At 62.5% G+C, this 22,704-nt stretch carries 21 protein-coding genes; 5 read left to right on the top strand and 16 right to left on the bottom strand.

Features of this window, described 5'->3' with window-relative positions; translation table 11 throughout:
• Positions 1-15 precede the first annotated feature (15 nt).
• On the top strand, positions 16-786 hold the full coding sequence (locus ABEH27_RS06785) for a MetQ/NlpA family ABC transporter substrate-binding protein (RefSeq protein ID WP_346612808.1): 771 nt from the start codon (positions 16-18) through the stop codon (positions 784-786).
• A 53-nt stretch (positions 787-839) separates the two neighbouring features.
• Here ABEH27_RS06785 and ABEH27_RS06780 read toward each other — a convergent pair whose 3' ends face one another.
• From ABEH27_RS06780 to ABEH27_RS06755, 6 genes are read right to left on the bottom strand one after another with little or no spacing between them, the layout of a single operon-like run.
• On the bottom strand, positions 840-3,011 hold the full coding sequence (locus ABEH27_RS06780) for a M48 family metallopeptidase (protein ID WP_346612807.1): 2,172 nt from the start codon (positions 3,009-3,011) through the stop codon (positions 840-842).
• A 54-nt stretch (positions 3,012-3,065) separates the two neighbouring features.
• Positions 3,066-3,698 carry an SCO family protein gene (locus ABEH27_RS06775; protein WP_346612806.1) on the bottom strand — a complete coding sequence of 211 codons (633 nt, stop codon included), beginning with the start codon at positions 3,696-3,698 and terminating at the stop codon, positions 3,066-3,068.
• Complete coding sequence (gene cyoE, locus ABEH27_RS06770) at positions 3,695-4,588, bottom strand: heme o synthase (protein ID WP_346612805.1); 894 nt, start codon at positions 4,586-4,588, stop codon at positions 3,695-3,697. The genes ABEH27_RS06775 and cyoE overlap by 4 nt, the downstream gene beginning before the upstream one ends.
• A complete protein-coding gene (locus ABEH27_RS06765) occupies positions 4,573-5,646 on the bottom strand; it encodes a COX15/CtaA family protein (protein ID WP_346612804.1) in 1,074 nt (357 codons plus the stop codon). Before ABEH27_RS06765 ends, cyoE begins: the two co-directional genes overlap by 16 nt.
• 9 nt (positions 5,647-5,655) lie before the next feature.
• Complete coding sequence (locus ABEH27_RS06760; protein ID WP_346612803.1) at positions 5,656-6,240, bottom strand: hypothetical protein; 585 nt, start codon at positions 6,238-6,240, stop codon at positions 5,656-5,658.
• Positions 6,206-6,946: an SURF1 family protein gene (locus tag ABEH27_RS06755; protein WP_346612802.1), complete on the bottom strand. Its 741-nt coding sequence runs from the start codon at positions 6,944-6,946 to the stop codon at positions 6,206-6,208. Before ABEH27_RS06755 ends, ABEH27_RS06760 begins: the two co-directional genes overlap by 35 nt.
• A 51-nt stretch (positions 6,947-6,997) precedes the next feature.
• On the opposite strand from ABEH27_RS06755, the gene ABEH27_RS06750 reads away from it, so the two are divergent.
• Complete coding sequence (locus tag ABEH27_RS06750) at positions 6,998-7,201, top strand: twin transmembrane helix small protein (RefSeq protein WP_346612801.1); 204 nt, start codon at positions 6,998-7,000, stop codon at positions 7,199-7,201.
• A gap of 85 nt (positions 7,202-7,286) precedes the next feature.
• Here the strand turns inward: ABEH27_RS06750 and ABEH27_RS06745 are convergent, their stop codons facing one another.
• From ABEH27_RS06745 to coxB, 4 genes are read right to left on the bottom strand one after another with little or no spacing between them, the layout of a single operon-like run.
• Positions 7,287-8,174, bottom strand: a complete 888-nt coding sequence (locus ABEH27_RS06745; RefSeq protein ID WP_346612800.1) for a cytochrome c oxidase subunit 3 — start codon at positions 8,172-8,174, stop codon at positions 7,287-7,289.
• A 16-nt stretch (positions 8,175-8,190) separates the two neighbouring features.
• Positions 8,191-8,757, bottom strand: coding sequence for a cytochrome c oxidase assembly protein (locus ABEH27_RS06740; protein ID WP_346612799.1), 567 nt, complete (start codon positions 8,755-8,757; stop codon positions 8,191-8,193).
• 10 nt (positions 8,758-8,767) lie between these two features.
• The gene (gene ctaD, locus ABEH27_RS06735; RefSeq protein ID WP_346612798.1) at positions 8,768-10,357 is read right to left on the bottom strand and encodes a cytochrome c oxidase subunit I; all 1,590 of its coding nucleotides are present in this window, start codon (positions 10,355-10,357) and stop codon (positions 8,768-8,770) included.
• Between the two features lie 43 nt (positions 10,358-10,400).
• Complete coding sequence (coxB, locus tag ABEH27_RS06730) at positions 10,401-11,528, bottom strand: cytochrome c oxidase subunit II (protein WP_274097810.1); 1,128 nt, start codon at positions 11,526-11,528, stop codon at positions 10,401-10,403.
• A gap of 369 nt (positions 11,529-11,897) precedes the next feature.
• On the opposite strand from coxB, the gene ABEH27_RS06725 reads away from it, so the two are divergent.
• The gene (locus ABEH27_RS06725; RefSeq protein WP_346612797.1) at positions 11,898-12,539 is read left to right on the top strand and encodes a hypothetical protein; all 642 of its coding nucleotides are present in this window, start codon (positions 11,898-11,900) and stop codon (positions 12,537-12,539) included.
• Positions 12,540-12,655: 116 nt separating this feature from the next.
• On the top strand, positions 12,656-13,750 hold the full coding sequence (locus tag ABEH27_RS06720; RefSeq protein WP_346612796.1) for a hypothetical protein: 1,095 nt from the start codon (positions 12,656-12,658) through the stop codon (positions 13,748-13,750).
• Here the strand turns inward: ABEH27_RS06720 and ABEH27_RS06715 are convergent.
• The 6 genes from ABEH27_RS06715 to prlC form a co-directional block, all read right to left on the bottom strand.
• Complete coding sequence (locus ABEH27_RS06715) at positions 13,747-15,273, bottom strand: SulP family inorganic anion transporter (protein ID WP_346612795.1); 1,527 nt, start codon at positions 15,271-15,273, stop codon at positions 13,747-13,749. The two genes, ABEH27_RS06720 and ABEH27_RS06715, sit on opposite strands and share 4 nt — an antisense overlap.
• Positions 15,274-15,463: 190 nt before the next feature.
• Positions 15,464-16,183 (bottom strand): carbonic anhydrase, encoded by a 720-nt coding sequence (locus ABEH27_RS06710; RefSeq protein WP_346612794.1) that lies wholly within the window; start codon positions 16,181-16,183, stop codon positions 15,464-15,466.
• A gap of 271 nt (positions 16,184-16,454) precedes the next feature.
• Positions 16,455-17,513 (bottom strand): PA0069 family radical SAM protein, encoded by a 1,059-nt coding sequence (locus tag ABEH27_RS06705; protein ID WP_346612793.1) that lies wholly within the window; start codon positions 17,511-17,513, stop codon positions 16,455-16,457.
• A gap of 65 nt (positions 17,514-17,578) precedes the next feature.
• Positions 17,579-19,573 (bottom strand): M3 family metallopeptidase, encoded by a 1,995-nt coding sequence (locus tag ABEH27_RS06700; protein WP_346612792.1) that lies wholly within the window; start codon positions 19,571-19,573, stop codon positions 17,579-17,581.
• A gap of 137 nt (positions 19,574-19,710) precedes the next feature.
• On the bottom strand, positions 19,711-19,992 hold the full coding sequence (locus ABEH27_RS06695; protein WP_046786820.1) for a YheV family putative zinc ribbon protein: 282 nt from the start codon (positions 19,990-19,992) through the stop codon (positions 19,711-19,713).
• Positions 19,989-22,076 (bottom strand): oligopeptidase A, encoded by a 2,088-nt coding sequence (gene prlC, locus ABEH27_RS06690; RefSeq protein WP_346612791.1) that lies wholly within the window; start codon positions 22,074-22,076, stop codon positions 19,989-19,991. The genes ABEH27_RS06695 and prlC overlap by 4 nt, the downstream gene beginning before the upstream one ends.
• Before the next feature lie 66 nt (positions 22,077-22,142).
• On the opposite strand from prlC, the gene ABEH27_RS06685 reads away from it, so the two are divergent.
• Positions 22,143-22,691: a gamma carbonic anhydrase family protein gene (locus tag ABEH27_RS06685; RefSeq protein WP_346612790.1), complete on the top strand. Its 549-nt coding sequence runs from the start codon at positions 22,143-22,145 to the stop codon at positions 22,689-22,691.
• The last annotated feature ends 13 nt before the right edge of the window (positions 22,692-22,704 follow it).

Genomic DNA, 22,704 nt, shown 5'->3' with positions numbered 1-22,704 from the left:
CACAAGGAGTGATTCATGAAGAAGCTGCTTGCTGTCGCTGCCGCCATTGCGGCCTTCTCGGCCCACGCCGGTGACCTGACTGTCGCCGCCACCCCGGTGCCCCACGCCGAGATTCTCAACTTCGTCAAACCGCAGTTGGCGAAAGACGGTGTGAACCTCAAGGTGAAAGAGTTCACCGACTACATCCAGCCTAACGTGCAGGTGGCCGAAAAGCGCCTGGACGCCAACTTCTTCCAGCACCAGCCGTACCTGGATGAGTTCAACAAGGCCAAGGGCACCCAACTGGTCAGCGTTGCCGGCGTGCACATCGAGCCGCTGGGCGTGTACTCGAACAAGTACAAGAAGCTCGACGAGCTGCCGTCCGGCGCCACCGTGGTCATCCCCAACGACGCCACCAACGGCGGCCGTGCCCTGCTGCTGCTGGACAAGGCAGGCGTGATCAAGCTCAAGGACAGCAGCAACATCCTGTCGACCGTGAAAGACGTTGCCGAGAACCCGAAGAACATCAAGTTCCGTGAGCTGGAAGCGGCCACCATCCCGCGTGTGCTGACCCAGGTCGATGCCGCCCTGATCAACACCAACTACGCGCTGGAAGCCAAGCTGAACCCTGAGAAGGACGCGCTGGCCATCGAAGGCAGCGACTCGCCTTACGTGAACATCCTGGTTGCCCGCCCGGACAACAAGGACTCGGATGACATGAAGAAGCTGGCAGCTGCGCTGCACTCGGCTGAGGTGAAGCAGTTCATCACCGAGAAGTACAAAGGTGCTGTCGTACCGGCGTTCTAAGCCGTAGGCTGCACTCAATCGCCGGCAAGCCGGCGATTGAGGCGCCGCTGCAATTAAGCCCCTGCGCCTGACACATCCGATGGCGCCGCCTCGAACTCCTCCAGCGCCTGCCGCGCGGCCCCTGCCTCCAGGTAGCGCTCGACCAACTCGGCCAGCTCCCCTGCCTTCAGGCCTTTCCCCTCCATACTCCAGCGGCCGAGCGCCAGGCTGACCCAACGGGTTTTGGCGTCGAACCGAGCATCCGGCTCCCAGAAGCGTCGCTTGTGAAACACCGGCAAGGGTACGTCGTCTGCCAACTTCAACATCACCGAAAGCTGCGGCGTCACTTTGACCCCATATTGATCGAACTGATGCAAGGCGATCGGTTCAGGGGTATTGGCAAACTGGACGCAATGCGGTGTCAGGACCATCGCTGGTGTAGCCGCGCGGCGGACCATGCGCCAGCCCATTACGCCCACCCACACGCCCACGGCAGCGATGGCGAGTGCCGAGTAGTTCAGGAAGGAAACCAGCCCAGGCTTGGCACTTTGCACATGCAGCCCGAAACGCACCCACAGCGCCGCACCCAGGCAGGCGATGCACACGACTACCAGCAAGCGGCCACGCCACTGCGCGCCTTCGTGTAGCACGCAGGTCCGCGTTACAGCCTCGGCGCGGGCCCTGAGGTACTCATGCACCTCGTTGCGCTGCTCCAGCAAGCGGCTGCCGATCGCCGCGCTCAGCTCCAGCGACAATGCCTTCAGATCCGGGAGCAGCTCGGCAAGGCAAGCCAGTGCTTGCGCCACAACGACGGGGCGCAAGGCCTCACTGCCGCGTACGTCCTGCACAGACAAGCCCAACGCCTCGATGCGCTCGCGAGTAGGTGGGTGGCTGTCGGTGGGATGGCCCAGCCCGTCGGCCAGCTCGTCGTCTGGCAGGCAGATATCTTGTGTAGCGAGGTAATCAAGCGTGGCGACGAGCAAGTCCTCGGGCCACGCCTCGGGCACCCTGCATAGCTCGGTCTGGTGCTGGTCGATCAGCACCTCCAGCGCGCTGATGCGCACCAGTGAGTCCACCACGGCCTGAGGCCCGGCGATCCGCGCACCTGCAGCATCGGCCAGCAGCTCGCGTCGACGGCTCCAGTGGCTGACAGCACCGTCGAAACGTTGCATGAAATGCACCGCCAATGCATACGCCGGCAGTGTCAGCAGGCCCTGCAGAACACCCGACTCCATGTGTTCGCCGACAACGCCGATATTGCGCCCGGCACCCTGGTAGATGGGCATGAAGCGCATGCTGTACTCGGTGTCCTCGCCCGAGAAGTGCGCCAGTTCGTGGGCGATCACTGCATCGCTTTCATTGCGGCTGATCACGGCAAGCAGAGGCAATGGAAGGTACAGGGTACGCCCCTCTAGCCTACGATTGCCGGGGTGCAACAGCACATCGCTGGATGTCACATAGAAACCGTCCAGGAAGCCGACCACGATGTTGTCCGGTTCCAGTGCTTGCATTTGCTTGGCCAGGCCGCGCACCCGTGCCCATAACGCGGGAGCTTGCTGCTCGGTGAGCTCGCCCCCGTAGATATCGAGGGGTTCATTCTTGAACAGCTGCAACATGTTTTTCAGCTGGCCCGGCAGGCGATACAGGGGCCAGAGCATCGCCAACATCAAGAAGCCCACCAGCAACTGCAATTTGATGACCCCTGCGGACGTTTGCTGCAAAGCAAACACCCACAGCGCCTCATAGCCGATCTCCAGCACGACGGTTAGCGTGAGCAACAGAATACAGGCGATCAATACCACCGGCAGCACCTGGCTGACGGTGAAGAAAAGGCGAACCAGGCGGTCCCTTGATACCAGCGCGGCCCTGCCCGCCCAGTGAAAAGCCAGCAACGACGCGACGCCCAGCAGCGTCAGCAGGAGGGAGAAGCGTAGGGAGAAATGCGCCAACCAGGTGCCGACCTTGGCAAAGCCCAATTCACGGTCAACGTAATAGAGCCGATTGTAGGCCAGGCTGTGGGCCACGTAGGGCTCGTAGGCCTTGCCGTTGAATTGGACGTGACGGCTGTCGTTTACCGCTTCCATGTGTGCCATTTCGGCGATGAAACGCTGCAGTTGCGCCTTGTCTTCCAGCAGCAGGGTACGGTGTGCGTCGGCACGCTGTACTTGCCAAACCGCCATCGCTATCAGCAACAGTGGCAGCAAGACCAGGCGCCAGGCCAGAATACGCTTGTCACGCGACGTCATTTGAGGCTCTCCATGCCAGGTGTACGGGCGGCTATCCTAACCGACCCGCAAATTTCAGTCCCGCTTGACCAGCCCAGGCAACTGCGCCACCAGCTTCTGGTTGTTGAAAGGCGCCCGAATGAACCCACGCTGACGCCCATCCGGCCCAACGATGGCCAGGTTGCCGCTGTGATCCACGGTATACCCCGGCTTGCTGGTATCAGCCGGGATGAACGGGATGCTCAAGGCATTGGCGAGCTTCTGGGTATCCGCAATGGACCCCGCCACCCCAACGAAATCCTTGTCGAAATAGCCCAGGTACTGCTTGAGCTGGTTCGGGGTGTCGCGGTTCGGGTCCACGCTCACCAACACCACCTGCAGGCGGTCCACCGCCTCTTTGGGCAGCTCGCTCTTCACCTGGCGCAACTGGGCCAGGGTGGTCGGGCAGATGTCCGGGCAGTAGGTGTAACCAAAGAACAGCAGCGACCACTTGCCTTTGAGGTCATCCAGCGCCACCGGCTGGCCGTCCTGGTTGGTCATGGTCACATCGGCCACCGCACGGCTTTGTGGCAGAAGAATGATGCCGGCATCGATCAGCTCGGTCGGGTTGGGCTGGTCGCGGCCGTTAAGCACCTTGTTGACGGTCAGGCCCATGATCAACGCGACCAGGGCAACGAGAATGAAGACGGTTTTCTGGGTTCGGGTCATAGGTTCAGCAACAGGTAGTGGTCAACGAGCAACGCGATGAACAGCGCGAACAGGTACCCGATAGAGTACTTGAAGGTGCCGATCGCCGCGTGCGGCCGGCTGCCACGGTACAACACCCAGGCCCATTGCAGGAAGCGCAGGCCCAATGCCAGGGCGCAGGCCAGGTACAGCGGGCCGCTCATGTGAATGGCGTAGGGCAGCAGCGTGACCGCCAGCAATATCAAGGTGTAGAGCAGAATGTGCAGTTTGGTGTAGCGCTCCCCGTGGGTCACCGGCAGCATCGGGATATCGGCCTTGGCGTACTCCTCCTTGCGGTGGATGGCCAGCGCCCAGAAGTGCGGCGGGGTCCAGGTGAAGATAATCAGCACCAGCAGCAGCGGCTCGGCACTGACATGGCCACTTACCGCCACCCAGCCCAGCAGCGGCGGGGCCGCCCCGGCCAGGCCACCGATGACGATGTTCTGCGGCGTGGCACGCTTGAGAAAGCCGGTGTAGAGCACCGCATAGCCAAGCAGCGAAGCCAGCGTCAGCCAGGCGGTGAGGGCGTTGGTGAATACCAGCAGCAGGGCCATGCCCAGCAACGCCAAGGCGAGGGCGAACAGCAGCGCCGGCAGCGGCTCGACCCGCCCCTCGGCCAGCGGCCGTTTGTGGGTGCGCGCCATCAGCGCATCGATCCGCCGGTCCACCACGTGGTTGACCACCGCCGCGCCGCCCGCACACAAGCCGATGCCCAGGTTACCGAACAGCAGCACGCTCCAAGGCACACCGGCACGGGTCGCCAGGAACATGCCCACCAGCGACGTGATCAACATCAGCACCACCACCTTAGGCTTGGTCAGCTCCAGGTAGTCGCGCCAACCGGCACGCCGGACATTCAGAAGCGTCGCCACGCGTCATTCCTCATGTGATGGGACACACCCAGCCCGGTTACCGGTGTGAGGCGCCAGCCATGGCCGACGCGCACCTTGTCGACCACCCGAATGCGGTAGTTCACCAGGACCATGCTCAGCAGCAGCATTGCGCCCCCGGCGTTATGGGCCACGGCCACGGCCAGCGGCAGATGGAACACCACGTTGCTGATGCCCAGGCCGATCTGCAGCACCAGCGCCAGCAGCACCAGCCGCGCTAGCCCAGGCAAGCCGCAGCGGCGCAGCTTCCAGCTGAGCATCAGCAGCACGCAGGTGACCAGCAACGCCCCAAGGCGATGGCTGACATGAATGGCGGTACGCGCGTCGCTGTCCAGCTGCCCACCCAGGTAATTGGGGCCGACGTGCTGAGTGAGGTGGAAACCGTTGCTGAAGTCCGCTGCCGGCCACCACTGGCCATGGCAGGTGGGCAGGTCGATGCAGGCGACGGCCGCATAGTTGGCGCTGACCCAGCCGCCCAAGGCGACCTGGCCGACCACCACCAGCAGCGCCAAGGCCGCGATACGCCGCAGGCTCAGCGGCAACTTGGGTGGTGGCGCAAAGGCCCGTGACAGACGCAGGGATAACAGAAACAAGAGGCTCAAGGTGGTGAAGCCACCCAGCAAATGTGCGGTGACCACCTGCGGCCACAGCTTGAGGGTAACCGTCCACATGCCGAACGCTGCCTGGGCCAGCACCACGCCCAGCAACACTACCGGCAGGCGGTAAGGCTGGCCGTCGCGTGCATGGCGGCGCACGGCCTGAACAGCGAGCAGGGCAATCACCAGGGCGAGCGTGCCAGCAAAGTAGCGGTGGACCATCTCGGCCCAGCCCTTGGCTTCTTCCACTGGGTGCTCGGGAAAATGCATCTCGGCATGGGCCAGCTGCGCGTCGGTTTTAGGCACGCTGATGAAGCCATAGCAACCCGGCCAGTCAGGGCACCCCAGGCCGGCATGGGTCAGGCGGGTATAGGCACCGAGCAGAACGACCAGCAGTGCCAGCAAGGTAGCGAACACAGCGAGGCGGAATCCGGGTCTGGCCATGGCAGGCTCCTAGCCGATGTTGGACAGCTTGAGCAGGTGGCGCAGGTCGTCCAGCACATGCTTGCCGTTGACCTTGCCGTCGTAGCGCAGTACCAGGTTGCCGTGGGGGTCGACGATCCACAGCTGCGGCGCCAGTTCGCCGACCTTCTGGACGTAGCGCTGGGCATCCAGCGGGTAGCGTTGCAACTGCGGGTACTCGCGGCCCAGCAAGGCCTGATAGTCACCGCTCAGGGGCTGGGAAGTGGCCAGGGCATGGCTGGCGCGGCTGGCATCCCGGCCCAGGCCGATCTGAATCTGCCGGGCCAGGTAGACCAACTGCTGGCACTCCTCGGCACACGCCTCGGGGGCGCTGACCAGCAGCTGCCAACGTGCGTCATCGCCGGCAATGCCGATATCGCTGCGGCTCTCGCCGTTGCCAATCATCGCGCCGTGGTAGTTGCGACCTTCCGGCACCCAGAACTTCAGTTTGTACATGCTGGTGGCCAGGATCATCGGGCCGAGCACCACCAGCAGAATCAGGATCAGCTGCAAGCGCCCACGGGCTCTGGGTTTGCGACGTTCAGGCACTTCCAGTGGAGTGGTGGCGGCGGCCATGAGGGTTCTCCTTTTTGTTGTGCCAGCCGAAATAGAGGTAAAGCAGTACCAGGGCAACGGCCAGGGCAAACCATTGCACCGCGTAGCCCAGGTGTTTTTCCGGGCCCATGGCAACCACCGGCCAATCCAGGCGGTAGGCCGCAGGGCCTGGCTGCAGGCGCAGCTCATGGCCGAAGCCTTCGCGGTCAAGCTGTTGCCATAGTTGAGCGGGGTTAACGGCGGTGAGCAGATGCGGCCATTGGCCGCCAACCGGGTCGGGGTGCAGCTGGAAGGTGCTACCCGGTGCCACATACACGGAAGCATCCATGGCCATTGCCTGCACCGGTGTGTCGAAGGTTATCGGTACACGCCGGTCCGGCCACGGCAGCCAACCGCGATTGACCAACAGCCACAGGCCGCTGGGCTGGTCATGGAAAGGCTGCAGCAGCTCGACGCCGGCCTGGCCATCGCGCATGCGGTTGTCCAGCAGCAGGCTGTGCTCGGCATCGAAACGGCCATACAGGTGCACGCGACGGAAGGCGGCATCGTCGCTTTGCTGCAACTGGGCACTGGAGAGCGGCGCATCAACGCTGCGCTCGGCATAAGTCGCCAGCAGGGCGCGCTTCTCATCGGCCCGGCTCAGTTGCCAGCAACCAAGCGCAATCAGCCCTGGCAGTAGCGCAAGCACCACCAGGGTCGGTACCCAGCCCGGCCGAAACGGCCTCACTGGCGCCTCGCTATACTTATCCTCATTACCGCATCCCCCTGGAGAAGCGCCATGCTCAAGGCCGCGATTGTCCTGATGCTGTTGGCCACCATCGCCAGCCTGTTCAGTGGCCTTGTGTTTCTGGTCAAGGACGATGAAAACTCGACCCGCTTGCTGAAGGCGCTGACCGTGCGTGTCACCCTGGCAGCCTTGACCGTCGGCCTGGTGGCTTACGGCTTGATCAGTGGTCAGCTGGTGTCTCACGCGCCGTTCTGATGCTTCAGCGGATCCACTGGCCCTGTCGCCGGCAAGCCGGCTCCCACAGGGTTTGTGTGGGAGTCGGCTTGCCGGCGACAGGGCCCTAAAGCACGTACACAAAGATGAACAGCCCGACCCACACCACATCGACGAAGTGCCAGTACCAGCTGGCCGCCTCGAAACCGAAGTGCTTTTCGGGGTTGAAGTGCCCGCGCAGGATGCGCACGAACATGACGATGAGGATGATCGTGCCCAGGGTCACGTGGGCCCCGTGGAAGCCCGTGAGCATGAAGAACGTCGCGCCGTAGATCCCCGACCCCAGCGTCAGCCCCAGCTTGGTGTAGGCCTCGTGGTACTCGTACGCCTGCAAGGCAATGAAGCTGATACCCAGCAGAATGGTCAATGCCATCCACAGTTTCAGCGGGCCACGATGGCCACGGCGCAGGGCGTGGTGGGCGATGGTGATGGTCACGCTGGAGCTGACCAGCAAGATGGTATTGATCAGCGGCAGGTGCCAGGGGTCAATGACGTCCTTGGGCGGCGGGAACAGTTTGGGGTCCGGGGTGTGCAGCAGCGGCCAGGTGAATTCGAAGCTTGGCCACAACATGTGCGCCACACCCTTGGCACCCTCGCCACCCAGCCACGGCCCGGCCCACACGCGCACATAGAACAGCGCGCCGAAGAACGCCATGAAAAACATCACTTCAGAGAAAATGAACCAGCTCATGCCCCACCGGAACGAGCGGTCCAGCTGCGGGCTGTACAGCCCGGCGCGGCTTTCTTTCACCACCGCCCCGAACCAGCCGAACAACATGTAGGCGAGGAACAACGCACCGACAAAGAAAATCAGCGGCCCATGGGAATCGGGGTGGCCGGCCTTGAGGTCGTTGAACCAGGTGCCCAGGCCGAACACGGTGATGAACATGCCGATAGTGGCGATGATCGGCCATTTGCTCTGCGCCGGGACGTAGTAGTGATCGTGACTTGCCATTGCTGTTCTCCTTCCCTTAACGGGCGCCCTGAACGTCCTGGGCCACGATGTGCGCGACCGGCGGGTGGCGAGCGGTGATGTCGAACAAGGTGTAAGCCAGTGTCAGGTGCTTCACGCTGGCCGGCAGGTCACGGTCGACGATGAAGCGCACCGGCATCTCGATGCGTTCGCCGGGCTGCAGCACCTGCTGGGTAAAGCAGAAGCACTCGGTCTTGTGGAAATACGCCGCGGCTTCAGCCGGCGTAATGCTCGGTATGGCCTGGGCGCTCATCGGCCGGTCGGTCGGGTTGTGGGCGACGAAGATCATCTGGTTGACGGCCCCCGGGTTGACCTCGAGCTGGTCGGCGGTGGAGTAGAAATCCCAGACCATGTCGCTGGCATTGGTCGACATGAACTGCACCCGCACCGACCGCGTGGGGTCGCTGACCTGGCTGCCTTCGTACTGCCCGCCGGTCTTGCCATTGATGCCGAAGGCTCTGCACATCACGTCGTAGATCGGCACCAAGGCAAAGCCGAACGCGAACATCACCACCGTCAGCATCAGCAGGCGCAGTACCAGGCGTTTGAGCGGTTGGCCGGTCATGGGCGGCGTCCTATTTCACTTCCGGCGGTGTCTGGAAGGTGTGATAGGGCGCCGGCGACGGAACCGACCACTCCAGCCCTTCGGCGCCATCCCAGGGTTTGGCCGGGGCCGGCGCGCCACCGCGGATGCACTTGATGACGATGAACAGGAAGAAGATCTGTGTGGCGCCGAACATGAAGGCACCGATCGACGACACCATATTGAAGTCGGCGAATTGCAGGTTGTAATCGGGAATCCGCCGCGGCATGCCGGCCAGGCCTACGAAGTGCATGGGGAAGAAGGCCATGTTCATGCCGATGAACGACAGCCAGAAGTGCAGCTTGCCAAGGGTTTCGTCGTACATGTGGCCGGTCCATTTCGGTAGCCAGTAGTACGCCGAGGCGAAGATGCCGAAGATTGCCCCGGGCACCAGCACATAGTGGAAGTGCGCCACCACGAAGTAGGTGTCGTGGTATTGGAAGTCCGCCGGTGCAATCGCCAGCATCAGGCCGGAGAACCCGCCGATGGTGAACAGGATGACGAAGGCGATGGCGAACAGCATCGGCGTCTCGAAGGTCAGCGAACCTTCCCACATGGTGCTCACCCAGTTGAACACCTTCACCCCGGTGGGCACGGCGATCAGCATGGTGGCATACATGAAGAACAGCTCGCCCACCACCGGGATGCCGACCACGAACATGTGGTGCGCCCAGACGATGAACGATAGAAAGGCGATCGCACCGGTGGCGTAGACCATCGAGGTGTAGCCGAACAGTGGCTTGCGCGAGAACGCCGGGATGATCGAGCTGACCGCGCCGAACGCCGGCAGGATCATGATGTACACCTCGGGGTGGCCGAAGAACCAGAACACATGCTGGAACAACACCGGGTCACCGCCACCGGCCGCGCTGAAGAAGCTGGTGCCGAAGTGGATGTCCATCAGCATCATCGTCACCACCCCCGCCAGCACCGGCATTACCGCGATCAGCAGGAAGGCGGTGATCAGCCAGGTCCAGACGAACAGCGGCATTTTCATCAGGGTCATGCCGGGCGCACGCAGGTTGAGGATGGTGGCGATGACGTTGATCGCGCCCATGATCGAGCTGATGCCCATCAGGTGGATGGCAAAGATGAAGAAGGTCACGCTGGCCGGCGCGTAGGTGGTCGACAGCGGCGCGTAGAAGGTCCAGCCGAAGTTGGGCCCGCCGCCTGGGCTGAACAGGGTCGAGACCAGCAACAGGAAGGCAGCCGGCAGCAACCAGAAGCTGAAGTTGTTCATCCGCGGCAGGGCCATGTCCGGCGCGCCGATCATCAGCGGGATCATCCAGTTGGCCAGGCCGACGAAGGCCGGCATCACCGCACCGAACACCATGATCAGGCCGTGCATGGTGGTCATCTGGTTGAAGAACGCTGGCTCGACGATCTGCAGCCCGGGCTGGAACAGTTCGGCGCGGATCACCATGGCGAACGAGCCGCCGAGCAGGAACATCATGAAGCTGAACCACAGGTACATCGTGCCGATGTCCTTGTGGTTGGTGGTCAGCACCCAGCGCATCAGGCCCTTCGCTGGGCCGTGCGCGTGCTCATGGCCGTGGGCGTGGTCGTCGATCACTGCACTCATGTCCTGTCTCCTGCAATCTGCTGACTGCCGCGAGTAACCCGGTTCATTGCGCTTCTGCCTGCTTGAGCGCCAGCACGTCCTTCGGCGTGACCATGTCACCCTTGTTGTTGCCCCAGGCGTTGCGCTCGTAGGTGACCACCGCGGCGATATCGACTTCCGAGAGCTGCTTGCCGAACGCGGCCATGGCGGTGCCAGGCTTGCCGTGGAAGACGATGCCCAGGTGGCCTTCCTTCGGCCCGGTGGCGATCTTCGAGCCCTTGAGGGCCGGGAACATCGGCGGCAACCCCTGGCCCTCGGCCTGGTGACAGGCCACGCAGGTGGTGTGGTAGACCTTGTCGCCGCGCTCCACCAGCTCTTCGAGGGTCCATTCCTTGCTGGTCAGCTCCTTGAGCTTGGCCGCTTCGGCTTTGCGCTCGCCCAGCCAGGTGTCGTAGTCGGCCTTGGACTTGACCTCCACCACCACCGGCATGAACCCGTGGTCCTTGCCGCACAGCTCGGTGCACTGGCCGCGGTAGATGCCGGGCTTCTCGATACGCGTCCAGGCTTCGTTGACGAAGCCCGGGATGGCGTCACGCTTGACCGCGAACGCGGGTACCCACCAGGAATGGATCACGTCGGCAGCGGTGACCAGGAAGCGCACCTTGGCGCCCACCGGCAACACCAGCGGCTGGTCGACTTCGAGCAGGTAGTGCTCGTCCTTGGGCGCCTTGTTGTGAATCTGGTCGGCAGGGGTGGCCAGGTTGCTGAAGAACTCCACGTCCTGGCCCAGGTATTTGTAATGCCACTTCCACTGGTATCCGGTGACCTGGATATCGATGTCCGACTCGCTGGCGTCGTAGATGTCGATCAGGGTCTTGGTGGCCGGTATGGCCATGGCCACCAGAATGAGGAAGGGGACCACGGTCCACATGATCTCCACCCAGGTGTGCTCGTGGAAATGCGCAGCCTGCTGGCCGGTGGAGCGCCGGTGGACGACCATGGACCAGAACATCGCACCGAACACCACGATGCCGATGATCACGCAGATCCAGAAAATGGTCATGTGCAGGTCGAACACAGCGTTGGAGACTTCCGTCGCCCCAGGTGCCATGTTCACGGTCCAGGCGGCGTTGGCCTGACCGAAAACCGTCCACAACAGGAGGCCCATCCAGACATGTGGATGTCGCATCATTGCGGGTTCCCCTTCTAATTCTTGTTGTCCCGGAGGCGTGGCCTGCGGCAAGAGGGAACGGCGGTCAAGACTGCCTGGCTTCGACGACCGAGCCCCTGCGAAATGCAGTCGGGCCTCATCAACGAATCACGTTCAACCCGAGTATAGACAGCGACCAATGGCACGCAACGGCGAGCATGAAATGAACTTCACGAAATACCCAAATACCCCGCAAGGCCCATTCTAGATAGGGCATGGCATAATAGTGGCGCCAACATATAGCCAAGAGCGCACACGTTTGCGGGATTTATAACAAATGCGTCTTAGGTATTCTGTATACCGAGCTAATTTAGTGTCTTCCGTTTGAAACGTCTTGTCCCTGGAGTTGTCATGAACATCGCTGCTGTACGCGAGCAAATCAGCCAAGCCCACGATCACGAACGCCGTACTGGCCAACTGAAAGAGCGTCTCGAGGCCCAACTGCCCCACCTGCACCCCTCGATCCAACTGCCTGAGCAGGACGCCCAGGGTACTTTGGCGCGCTTCGTCAGCGCCTACATCGACCAGGTTCCGGAATTGCTGGAGGCTGCCCACGCGGTGGCACTCGAAGCCGGTATCGAATCGCAGATCAAACCTGTACTGAAGATTGCCGAAGCCTACTTCCTGCAGCCGCCCCATGTGATGGATGGGCATGTCGGCGTGGACTGCCTGCTGGATGAGGCCTACCTCGCGCATCGCCTGGTGGAGGAAGTGAACGACCTGTATATCCGTCATTTCCAGCAACCGCTGATACCCTTCGATACCACCATGGCCAACCTGATCGCCCATCAGCTGATCGGCGAGGACTTCGCCAACCAGCTGGACGAGGTGGTGCACCACTCGGTGGATGAAATGCTCAATGACGAAAGCTTCGCTGCTGAATCGGTAGAGGCCTATCGCGACACCTTGAGCAGCCCCGAAACCGGCGCAGCATGGAAGCGCTGGCCTTGCCTGTCGCGGCAACTGGGCGTCGAGTTGGGCCAGCCGGCCTGATGTCCGCCAGTAGCCCCATGGGAATCGGCTCCCGCTGATCGGCTGAAGCGTGCACGGATAGACTCTTCCCGCCTGCCTTTGGGTAGGCATTTCCCTTATCAGGCGAGGAAGAATCAATGAGCATCAAATGGAACAGGCTCTATACCGACCTGTTACGCGGCAGCCGCTCGACCCTCTGGGGCAACTGGGCGCTCAATCCGGTCATCAAGCCGGGCGCAGTCGGCATCATCGACCCGTCCTCCGGCGATTTCACCCTTGTCAGCGAAGCGCTGCCGAATGTGGACATTACCAACATTCAGCAAGGGCGCCGCTGGGCTATCAGCTCAAAGGACGTTTCCCGCAAGGAAACCAAAGCCAATGTGGCTGGTACAGTGTTGGACCCAGCCACCGGCATCCAGGTAAAGCCAGAGCTGACCCTCGAGTGGAACTTCTGCAAAGAAGAGTCGATTGCTTCAGAGTTTGCACTCAATGGTGAACAGCGATTGAGCGACATGGCCGTGATTCATGATCAATACGACTGGCTGTACGCCCAGGCCCAGAAGGTCGGCATGGCGAGCGATGGCAGGATTGCCGAAGGGTTCGGCGTGGTGACCAGTGTCATCCTTGCCGACAGCGGCGTGAATGCGGGAGCGAAGAGCAAAAATGCCAGGTTTTCCCTTTCAGGCTCGGCCAGTGGCCTTAATAGCTTGTTGGGTGAAAACGGCACTACCGGCCAAGGTGGGGCAACATTCATCTCCACTCGCGATACCACTTCGGTCGAGACACACACACTGCCCGCGCAAGACGGCCAGGTAGCAACCACGCCACTGCCTGTGGCCTACAGTTTTGCATCCTTCGGCCCTGACAAACTGATCATTCCGATCTGGGTGCGAAAAATCGGCAGCCTGCGGCTGGCCGTGGACAGCAAAGCCACCTCCGCCACCACCTATATCACCAAGGTGTCTATTGCCTACGACCTGCCTGGCCAGCCTCGCAAAACGGAAGGTCCGCTCGCAATCTCCGGCGGTCTTTCCAATAGCTTCGACATTCCACTGGGTGCCAGAAACCTCGAGTTCAAGGCCGAGTTCGTCAACCTCGGCAATAACCAGGTGATCACCAAGCATTGGGCTACGCCTCTGAGCCAGTGGCTGGGCGGCAGCCGGACCATCAACCTGTACGGTACCTGGCCCGGCTCGCCCTCCATCAGCGTCGTCGAAGAAGACCAGCCTTAGCACTCTGCAGCAGTACGCACACGCCCCTCGATGCGACGCTTGAAGCCGCGCTGCTCGATGATCAGGCGCGAGCCGGCACTGCGTTGGGCGCGCCCCCAGTCCTCAAGCATCTCCAGTACCGAATGGTCGATATAGTGCAGGTTGGCCAGCGGCACGTGCAGCTGCGTGCCCGCAGGCACCTTGTCCAGCACCTGGGTCAGTGCAGGCACCTTGAGGAAGGTCGCCGCGCCACTGAGCCGCAACTCCATGTGCCGCGGCTTGTCCAGGCTGACCAGGTTGATCTTCAAGCGCGCCGCCTGGAGTGCCAACTTCAGCAAAGTGAGCGCGAAGCCCAGCAATACACCGGTCAGCAGGTCGGTGAAAATGATCGCCAGCGCGGTGGCCGCGTAGGTGAACATCGGCATCCGGCCGTACCGGCCCAGGCCGCGAAACGCCTTGAAGTCCACCAGCTTGATGCCGGTGTACACCAACACACCCGCCAGGCTTGCCACAGGGATCTGCTGCAGCACGCTGCTCAACACCACGACGAACGCCAGCAGCCACAAACCATGCAGAATGGCCGAGGCACGGGTCTGCGCGCCTGCCTGAACGTTGGCCGAGCTGCGCACGATCACCCCGGTCATCGGCAAGGCGCCGAGTACGCCGCACAGCATGTTGCCGATGCCCTGAGCCGACAGCTCGCGGTCGAAGTCCGAACGCTGGCCGCTGTGCATGCGGTCGACGGCGGCGGCAGACAGCAAGGTTTCGGCACTGGCGATGAAGGCCAGGGCGAAGGCGGCGACCAGTAGGGTAGGGTCCGCGAGCTTCATCAGGTCATCCGGGCGGATCCAGTCAATGGCCTGGGAAAGGTCCGCTGGGACCTCCACACGGTTCACCGGCAGCGCAAGCCACATGCTGATCAGCGTCATTGTCGCCACGCCAAGCAAGGCACCAGGAATAAAGCGCAGCTTTTGCGGCCGCAAGCGCTCCCAGGCCCACATGATGGCGATGGTCCCCAAGCCTAGGGCACCGGCTTGCCAGCCGGAACCTGCGCTTTCCAGCGGCAGGGCAGAGGCCAGGGTCGCCGGAAACTCCAGCAGGTTCTGCATGCCCGAAGGCTGCGGTGCTGTGTCGAACATCACGTGCACCTGCGACAACACAATCAGCACACCAATACCGGCCAGCATCCCATACACCACGGCCGGAGCCGTCACGCGGAACCAGCACCCCAGGCGCAGGCGCCCGGCCAGCAACTGCAACAGGCCCGCCAACAACAGGATCGGCCCGAGCATGGCCACGCCGTGCTGGCGCACCAGCTCGAACACCAGCACCGCCAAACCTGCCGCAGGGCCACTGACCTGAAGTGGCGAGCCCGCCAGGAAGCCCACCACCACACCACCGATGATCCCAGTGATCAGGCCTTTGGCCGGTGGCATACCCGAAGCGATCGCGATGCCCATGCACAAGGGCAGGGCCACCAGGAACACCACCACCGATGCCAACAACTCTCGCGGCAGCGCCGCTTTCAACTGTGTAATGTTCACCGTGTTTCTCCTTTCTCTGTCACACGGCCATTCCTCTGGTCGTGGGCACGTTGGCCCCTGACGAACGCGCAGGCGCGGGCCGCCAGCGAGCATGCCGGCAGGGCAGTCAGGGAATTCAGGGCAGCCGAAAGCCGCGCCACACCCCGCTGGGTGCAGCCGGCTATCAAGGTTCTAGCTGTGGATGGGTCGCTTAGTAGCGGCCTCTCGGAGTGGCGCAGGGGACCGGTTCACCCGCGGCCAGGGGCATGAAGCTGTCGCTGGCGGCGTCGTAAGCTTCGATCTTGCTGGTCTCGATGTCGTAGACCCAACCGTGGATATACAGCTCGCCGGCCGCCAAACGCGAGGCCACCGACGGGTGGGTACGCAAGTGGTGCAACTGGGCGATGACGTTTTCACGTGTCAGCACCTGCATGGTTTCGTGCTCGCTGCCGCAAGAGCAGTTGTTCTCGACCACGGTGCGCGCCACTTCAGCGTGCCGCAACCAGGCGGAAACAGTCGGCATCTTGGCCAGTGATTGCGGGTTGAGCACCGCACGCATGGCGCCGCAGTCGGAGTGGCCACAAATAATGATGTGGTGCACGCCCAACGCCGACACGGCGTACTCGATGGCGCTGGAAACGCCGCCGTTCATCTGGCCATACGGCGGCACCACGTTGCCGACGTTACGGGTCACGAACAGGTCGCCAGGCGAGCTCTGGGTGATCAGCTCGGGGACGATCCGCGAGTCGGCGCAGGTGATGAACATGGCGCGCGGCGTTTGCGCGGTGGCGAGCTTCTTGAACAGCTCTTGCTGCTCGGGGAAGACGTCATGGTGGAAACGCAGGAAGCCGTCGACGATGTGCTTAAGGGCGGCATCGGCGCTCTCCGCGGGGGCCTGCGGAACGACCTTGGATGGGTCCTTGACGGGCATGATTCATCCTCTTGACGGTGTGTAGGTAAATCCATTTTACCGGTGAAAGATTCTGGCTATGCGAGGAATTAGATGACACGCACAGGCCATAGATCACAGTCTTCGTGGACTGGTTTCCTACGCTAGCGGGGAAAACTTAACTGAAACTTAATTCGGAGGCTCTAGAACGGGTGTTCCAGATACAAAAGGCGGGAATAAGATAATAGCAAAAAACCATCAAATGCCAAGAGCCTGTAATAGGGTTGTGTGCTTTGATTAGTTGTACTGGGGATCAAAACAACGCCATCTGCCCGCCCGGGGGGCAGAATGCCGAGCAATCCAGTGCCTGGGCTTCGCGCCCCTCAAAGCCCAAACGCCGCATCGCCCTCGCGAAGCGTTGCGCCAACAGCTCGGCAAACACGCCCTCACCACGCATCCGCGCACCGAAGCGGCTGTCATAAAGCTCCCCGCCTCGGCTTTGCCGGATCAGGCTGAGCACATGGCTGGCCCGCTGCGGGTAATGGTCCTGCAGCCACTGCTCGAACAGCGGTGCCACTTCCAGCGGCAGGCGTAACATCATGTAAGCCGCACTCTGCGCACCGGCCTCCTTGGCGGCCTCCAGCAACTGCTCCAGCTCACAGTCGTTGATCATCGGGATCATCGGCGAACACAGCACCCCCACCGGTACGCCTGCCTCGCGCAGCACCCGGATGGCGCGCAGCCGAGCCTTGGGCGACGCCGCACGGGGTTCGAGCACCCGCTTGAGGTCATCGTCCAGCGTGGTCAGGCTGATCATCACCCGCGCCAGCCGCTGGCTGGCCATCTCCGCCAGCAAGTCCAGGTCACGCAGTACCAGAGAGCCTTTGGTGACGATGGTCACGGGGTGGCGAAAACGAAGCAGCACCTCGAGCAATTGCCGGGTCAACCGCTGCTCGCGCTCGATCGGTTGATAAGGGTCGGTGTTGGCCCCCAGGTTGATCGGGGCGCAAACGTAACCCGGCTTGCTCAATTGTTGCGCAAGCACCTCGGCTGCATTGGTCTTGGCGATCAGCTTGGTCTCGAAATCCAGGCCAGGGGATAGGTCCCAATAGGCGTGCGAAGGCCGGGCATAGCAGTAGATGCAGCCATGTTCACAGCCACGGTAGGGGTTGATGGAGCGGTCGAACGGCAAGTCAGGCGATGTGTTCCGGCTGATGACCGTCTTGGCGATCTCGACCCGCACCTCTGTACCTTGGGTGGGTGGAACCTCTTGGTACCAGCCGTCATCCTGCGCAACTGAATGGTTTGCAGCGAAGCGATTATGCGGGTTGTGCGCCGTACCACGGCCTTTTTGCGGTGCTGAAGGATTCATGGCTAACCCCGATACTGTATTCATATACAGTATCGGGGTAATGCACATCTTGCCAGCACCTCCGGTCAGGCCAGCCCATGCCAACGCAGGTAGGCTGCCTGGCTGGGCCTGCGCCCGAGGAACGCTTCGGTGCCCTCACGCAGTGGCCGTGAGGCCCCAGGCTCGAATAACACCTCCTGTAGTGCCCGACCCGTTTCGCGGTCGAGCAGGCCCTGTGCATCGAAGCGGGTGAACAAGTCGAACGCGTGAACATCCGCCCACAGGTAAGCGTAGTAGCCGGCATCGTACCCATCGACCAGATGGTCGAACGCTTGCACAGGGCGCTCGAAGCCCGCCAATGGCCAGTAGCCGCAACGCTCACGCGCATTTTCCAGGCGCTGCATGATCGTTCTGCCATCCCCGGGTGTGCCGTGCAGGTCCAGGTCGAACAGCGCAAGGCTAAGGTCGCGGCCAATTTCCTCGATGCCCTCCTGACGGAGCTGGCTCAAATAGCTTTCAGCCTGAGCCTGGTCCAGCACGCTGCCTTCCGTGTTCGGCACGGCAATACCCGCCAGATAGCCAGCATCCCACACCCAGCGCTCCAGCAGCTTGCCGAACAGCTCTACGCCGTCGGTACCCAACTCCGGGACATTCGACATGACGTGGTTGCCGGTGCGCACCAGCAGATGGTGCAGGGCATGGCCGAACTCGTGATAGAGCTTGCGCAGTGACAAATGGTCCAGCAGCGGCTCGCCACCGGCCAGCGCTGCAGGGATATCGCTGTTAACCACCACGACCGCCAGCTGGTAGATACCTTCGGCATCCACCCGCCGGTTGCGCACATAGGTGGTAAATACGGCATCGGCCTGTTTGCCAGGGTGTTGCACGGCATCCAGGTAGAGGAGGCCGATGTGTGCATGGTCCTGCCACACCTCGAACGCCTGCACGCTGTTGTCCCAACTCGGCAGTTGCCCGGGCCGCAACTCGAGGGCAAACAGCCGTTGCGCCAGGTCGGTCAGCGCCGTGACCACTGTGCTCAACGGGAAATGTTCGCGAAATGCCTCGGGCGGTTGCGCGTCATCCGCGCCACCTTGCAGGTAGAGGATGTCCCAAGGTTCCACACGCTCCAGGCCCTGCGCCAGCGCCCTCTGCTCCAGGCCCGATCGCCATTGAAGCATGCCGGGGTTTACCGCCATTGCCAGGCCCTGGAGAAACTCGAGTACATCGCTGAACGTGCCTGCACTCTTGGCCTTCAGGCTCCGTTCGGGGTGGCTGGCAAAACCAAGCAAGCGTGCTTCTTCATCCAGCAATTCGGCCAGGCGCTGCAGGCGCGTGCCATTATCATCCAGCGGATCGCTACTGGCCCCGCGGGTGTGGTAGGCGCGGTAGAGTTTTTCGCGCAACGGGCGATGCTCGGCTTGCCGTAGCACGGCTTCGGTGGGCGCAATTTCGCAGGCGATCAGCCAGCCATCCGCGCCGGCCTCACTGGCCCGCGCAGCCAACTCGTCGCGCAGCCTCTGGCAAAGGCCTCGCAGTTCACTGGCGTCTTCGACCAGAAGCCCAGGCCGGTTGATGCTATGGCGGAACGCCCCACGCAGGGCAGTGATCTGCGCCCGTAATTCAGCCAGGCGAGCTTTGTCGCTTGCGTCGAGTAAAGCGCCACTGGCGGCAAACTTGTCCAGGTGCCAGCGCAAAGTGGTGCGTTGCTCTGTGTCCAGATTCAAGCCGATAGCGCTGGTCGCCAGGCGCTGGTACAACGCCAGCAACCTACCATTGGTGAACTTCTGGTCGAAACGCGCAAGGGTCCGGACGTAGAAACCGTCAATTGCCTCAGCCCAGGTCGGATGCTTGCCCACCAGTGGGACAACCGCATAAAGCACGCCCAGCAACTGCGCATCCAGCCCATCCACCGCCAGCACCAGGTCATCCCAGGTGGGGAGTGCCTGCTGCTGTTCGATGATGCGCGCGATACCTTGCGCGTGGGCCTGCAGCACATGGTCGAACGCAACGGCCATGTTTTCCAGGGTAATTGATGGGTAATCGATGGGGGTACTGCTGTTTTGCAGAAGGGGATTGTCCATGGGCAGCGCCTGGCTCGAGTTGAAGAGCTGGCGAGCATGCACGGCGAGCGAGCAGGGGACGGCCTGACTATCTACCACCCCAGGGGACAGGCAGGGACATGCCTGCCCGGGCATTGCGCCCGGGCTGCACGATGGCCTTACTCGGCCGGTTTCTTCAGCTTCGGATTGGGGAAGAACTGCACGGTCTGCACCTTGGCCGGCGCCGCCTTGGGCGCCAGGTGGTTGACCCGGGTGCCGAGCTCCTTGGGTACCGACAAGCCCTGTTCATTGAGGGTGTCAGTGAATCCGCAGGCCACGCACTCACGGTGCGGCACGTCGTCTTCGCTCCACATCATCAGCTTGTCCGGCTCGCTGCACGCCGGGCAGACCGCCCCGGCGATGAAGCGCTTCTTGGTCTTGTTCACAGCTACCTCGCTCATGCCGCTGCGCCTTCGCTCAGCCCGCAGTGGCGCAGCAATGCATCGATGGATGGCTCACGGCCACGGAAGTCGACGAACAGCACCATCGGCTCACGCGAGCCGCCCCGGGCCAGGATCGCCTCGCGGAAGGCGCGACCGGTCTCGGCATTCAGCACGCCTTCTTCCTCGAACCGCGAGAAAGCGTCGGCCGACAGCACTTCGGCCCACTTATAGCTGTAGTAGCCCGCCGCATAACCGCCAGCAAAGATGTGCGCGAAGCTGTTGGGGAAGCGGTTGTACGCCGGAGGGCGCATCACCGACACCTCGTCGCGCACGCCCTCGAGCACCTGCAGCACGCTGCGGCCATCGCCGTGGCTTGCGTGCAGTTCGAAGTCGAACAGCGAGAACTCCAGCTGGCGCACCATCATCATGCCGGACTGGAAATTCTTCGCAGCGAGCATCTTGTCCAGCAGGTCCTGGGGCAGGGCAGCACCGGTTTCGTAATGGCCGGAGATCAGCGCCAGGCCTTCCGGCTCCCAGCACCAGTTCTCCATGAACTGGCTCGGCAGCTCGACCGCATCCCAGGCCACGCCATTGATCCCCGACACGCCGGCATGCTCGATGCGGGTCAGCAGGTGGTGCAGGCCGTGGCCGAACTCGTGGAACAGGGTGGTGACTTCATCGTGGGTCAGCAGCGCAGGCTTGCCGGGCGCAGCCGGGGTGAAGTTGCACACCAGGTTGGCCACCGGGCTCTGCAACTCGCCGACTGCGGTACGGCGACGGTCACGGGCGCCGTCCATCCAGGCACCGCCACGCTTGTTGGCGCGGGCGTAGAGGTCGAAGAAGAAACGGCCCACGTGCTGGCCGTGCTCCTTGATCTCGAACAGGCGGACATCCGGGTGCCAGCTGTCGAAGCCCTTGAGTTCGGCGATTTCGATGCCGTACAGGCGCTGAACGATGCTGAACAGGCCAGACAGCACCTTGTCGATCGGGAAGTAGGCGCGCAGGGTTTCCTGCGACACGCTATAGCGCTGTTCGCGCAGCTTCTCGCCGAAGTAACCGGCGTCCCAGCTGGCCAACTCGGCGCAGCCCTGCTCGGCAGCATAAGCCTTGAGCTGTTCCAGGTCCTGGGCGGCGAATGGCTTGGAGCGCTTGGCCAGGTCGCGCAGGAAGCTCAGCACCTGGTCGCTGGACTCGGCCATCTTGGTCGCCAGGCTGAGTTCTGCGTAGTTCGGGTAGCCCAGCAGGGTCGCCAGCTCCTGGCGCAGGTCGAGGATCTCGCGCATCACCGGGCCATTGTCGAACTGGCCGGCATTCGGGCCCTGGTCCGAGGCACGGGTGCAGTAGGCGGCATACAGCTCTTCACGCAGGGCGCGGTCGCTGGCGTAAGTCATCACCGCATAGTAGCTGGGGAATTCCAGGGTAATCAGCCAGCCTTCGAGGCCTTTGGCCTGGGCGGCTGCGGCCATCTGAGCCTTGGCCGAATCGGTCAGGCCGGCCAGCGCGGCTTCGTCGGTGACATGCTTGGTCCAGGCCTGGGTGGCGTCGAGCAGCTGGTTGGAGAAGCGGCTGCCCAGCTCGCTGAGCTTGCTCTGCACTTCGGCATAGCGTTCCTGCTGTTCGGCAGGCAGGTCGATACCCGACAGGCGGAAGTCACGCAGAGCGTGCTCGAGGATGGTCTTCTGCGCCACGTCGAAGCTGGCGGCTTCCGGGCTGTTGATCAATGCCTCGTAGGCTTCGAACAGCGCACGGTTCTGGCCCAGTTCGGTAGAGTAGGCACTCAGCGCCGGCAGGCAGGACTCATAGGCCTCGCGCAGCGCTTTGCTGTTGCACACCGCATTGAGGTGGCTGACCGGGCTCCAGGCCGCGCCCAGGCGGTCATTGAGTTCGTCCATGGCCAGCACCAGGCCAGCCCAGGTGGGGTTCTTGCCTTGCTTTTCGAGGATCTCGTCAATGGCTTTACGATTGTCGGCGAGGATCTCTTCGATCGCCGGCAGCACGTGTTCGGCACGGATCGCCGAGAAGGGTGGCAGATCATAGGACTGCAGAAGTGGGTTGTTCGCACTCACGGTTTGGCTACCTTGGCAGAAGAAACACTTCCCCATCTTAATTACAATCGACGCCGACCGCAGCAGGCAGCCTGCCTATCGGCACAGATGAGAGACCCTATCATGGCCATCCGAAGCTTCCAGCAACACACTCCGAAAGTTGGACTGCGGGCCTTCGTCGACCGTTCGGCGGTGGTTCTGGGCGACGTGGAGATCGGCGAAGACAGCTCGGTCTGGCCGTTGACGGTGATCCGCGGCGACATGCACCGCATCCGCATAGGCGCCCGCACCAGCGTGCAGGACGCCAGTGTGCTGCACATCACCCACGCCGGCCCTTTCAACCCTGACGGCTTCCCGCTGATCATCGGCGATGAGGTGACCATCGGTCACAAAGTCATGCTGCATGGCTGTACCCTGGGCAACCGCATCCTGGTCGGCATGGGCAGCACGATCATGGACGGTGCCATCGTCGAAGACGAAGTGATCATCGGCGCTGGCAGCCTGGTGCCACCCGGCAAGCGCCTGGCGAGTGGCTACCTGTACGTCGGCAGCCCGGTGAAACAGGCCCGGCCACTGACCGACAAGGAGCGCGCTTTCTTCCCCTACAGCGCCGGCAACTACGTGAAGCTCAAGGACCAGCACCTGGCCGAAGGCTACGACCGCCCGGAATGAACCTGACTACCGA

This window comes from Pseudomonas sp. P39-UII1, assembly GCF_039672635.1.
Classification (GTDB): domain Bacteria; phylum Pseudomonadota; class Gammaproteobacteria; order Pseudomonadales; family Pseudomonadaceae; genus Aquipseudomonas.
This window is presented reverse-complemented; position numbering and strand designations above follow the sequence as displayed.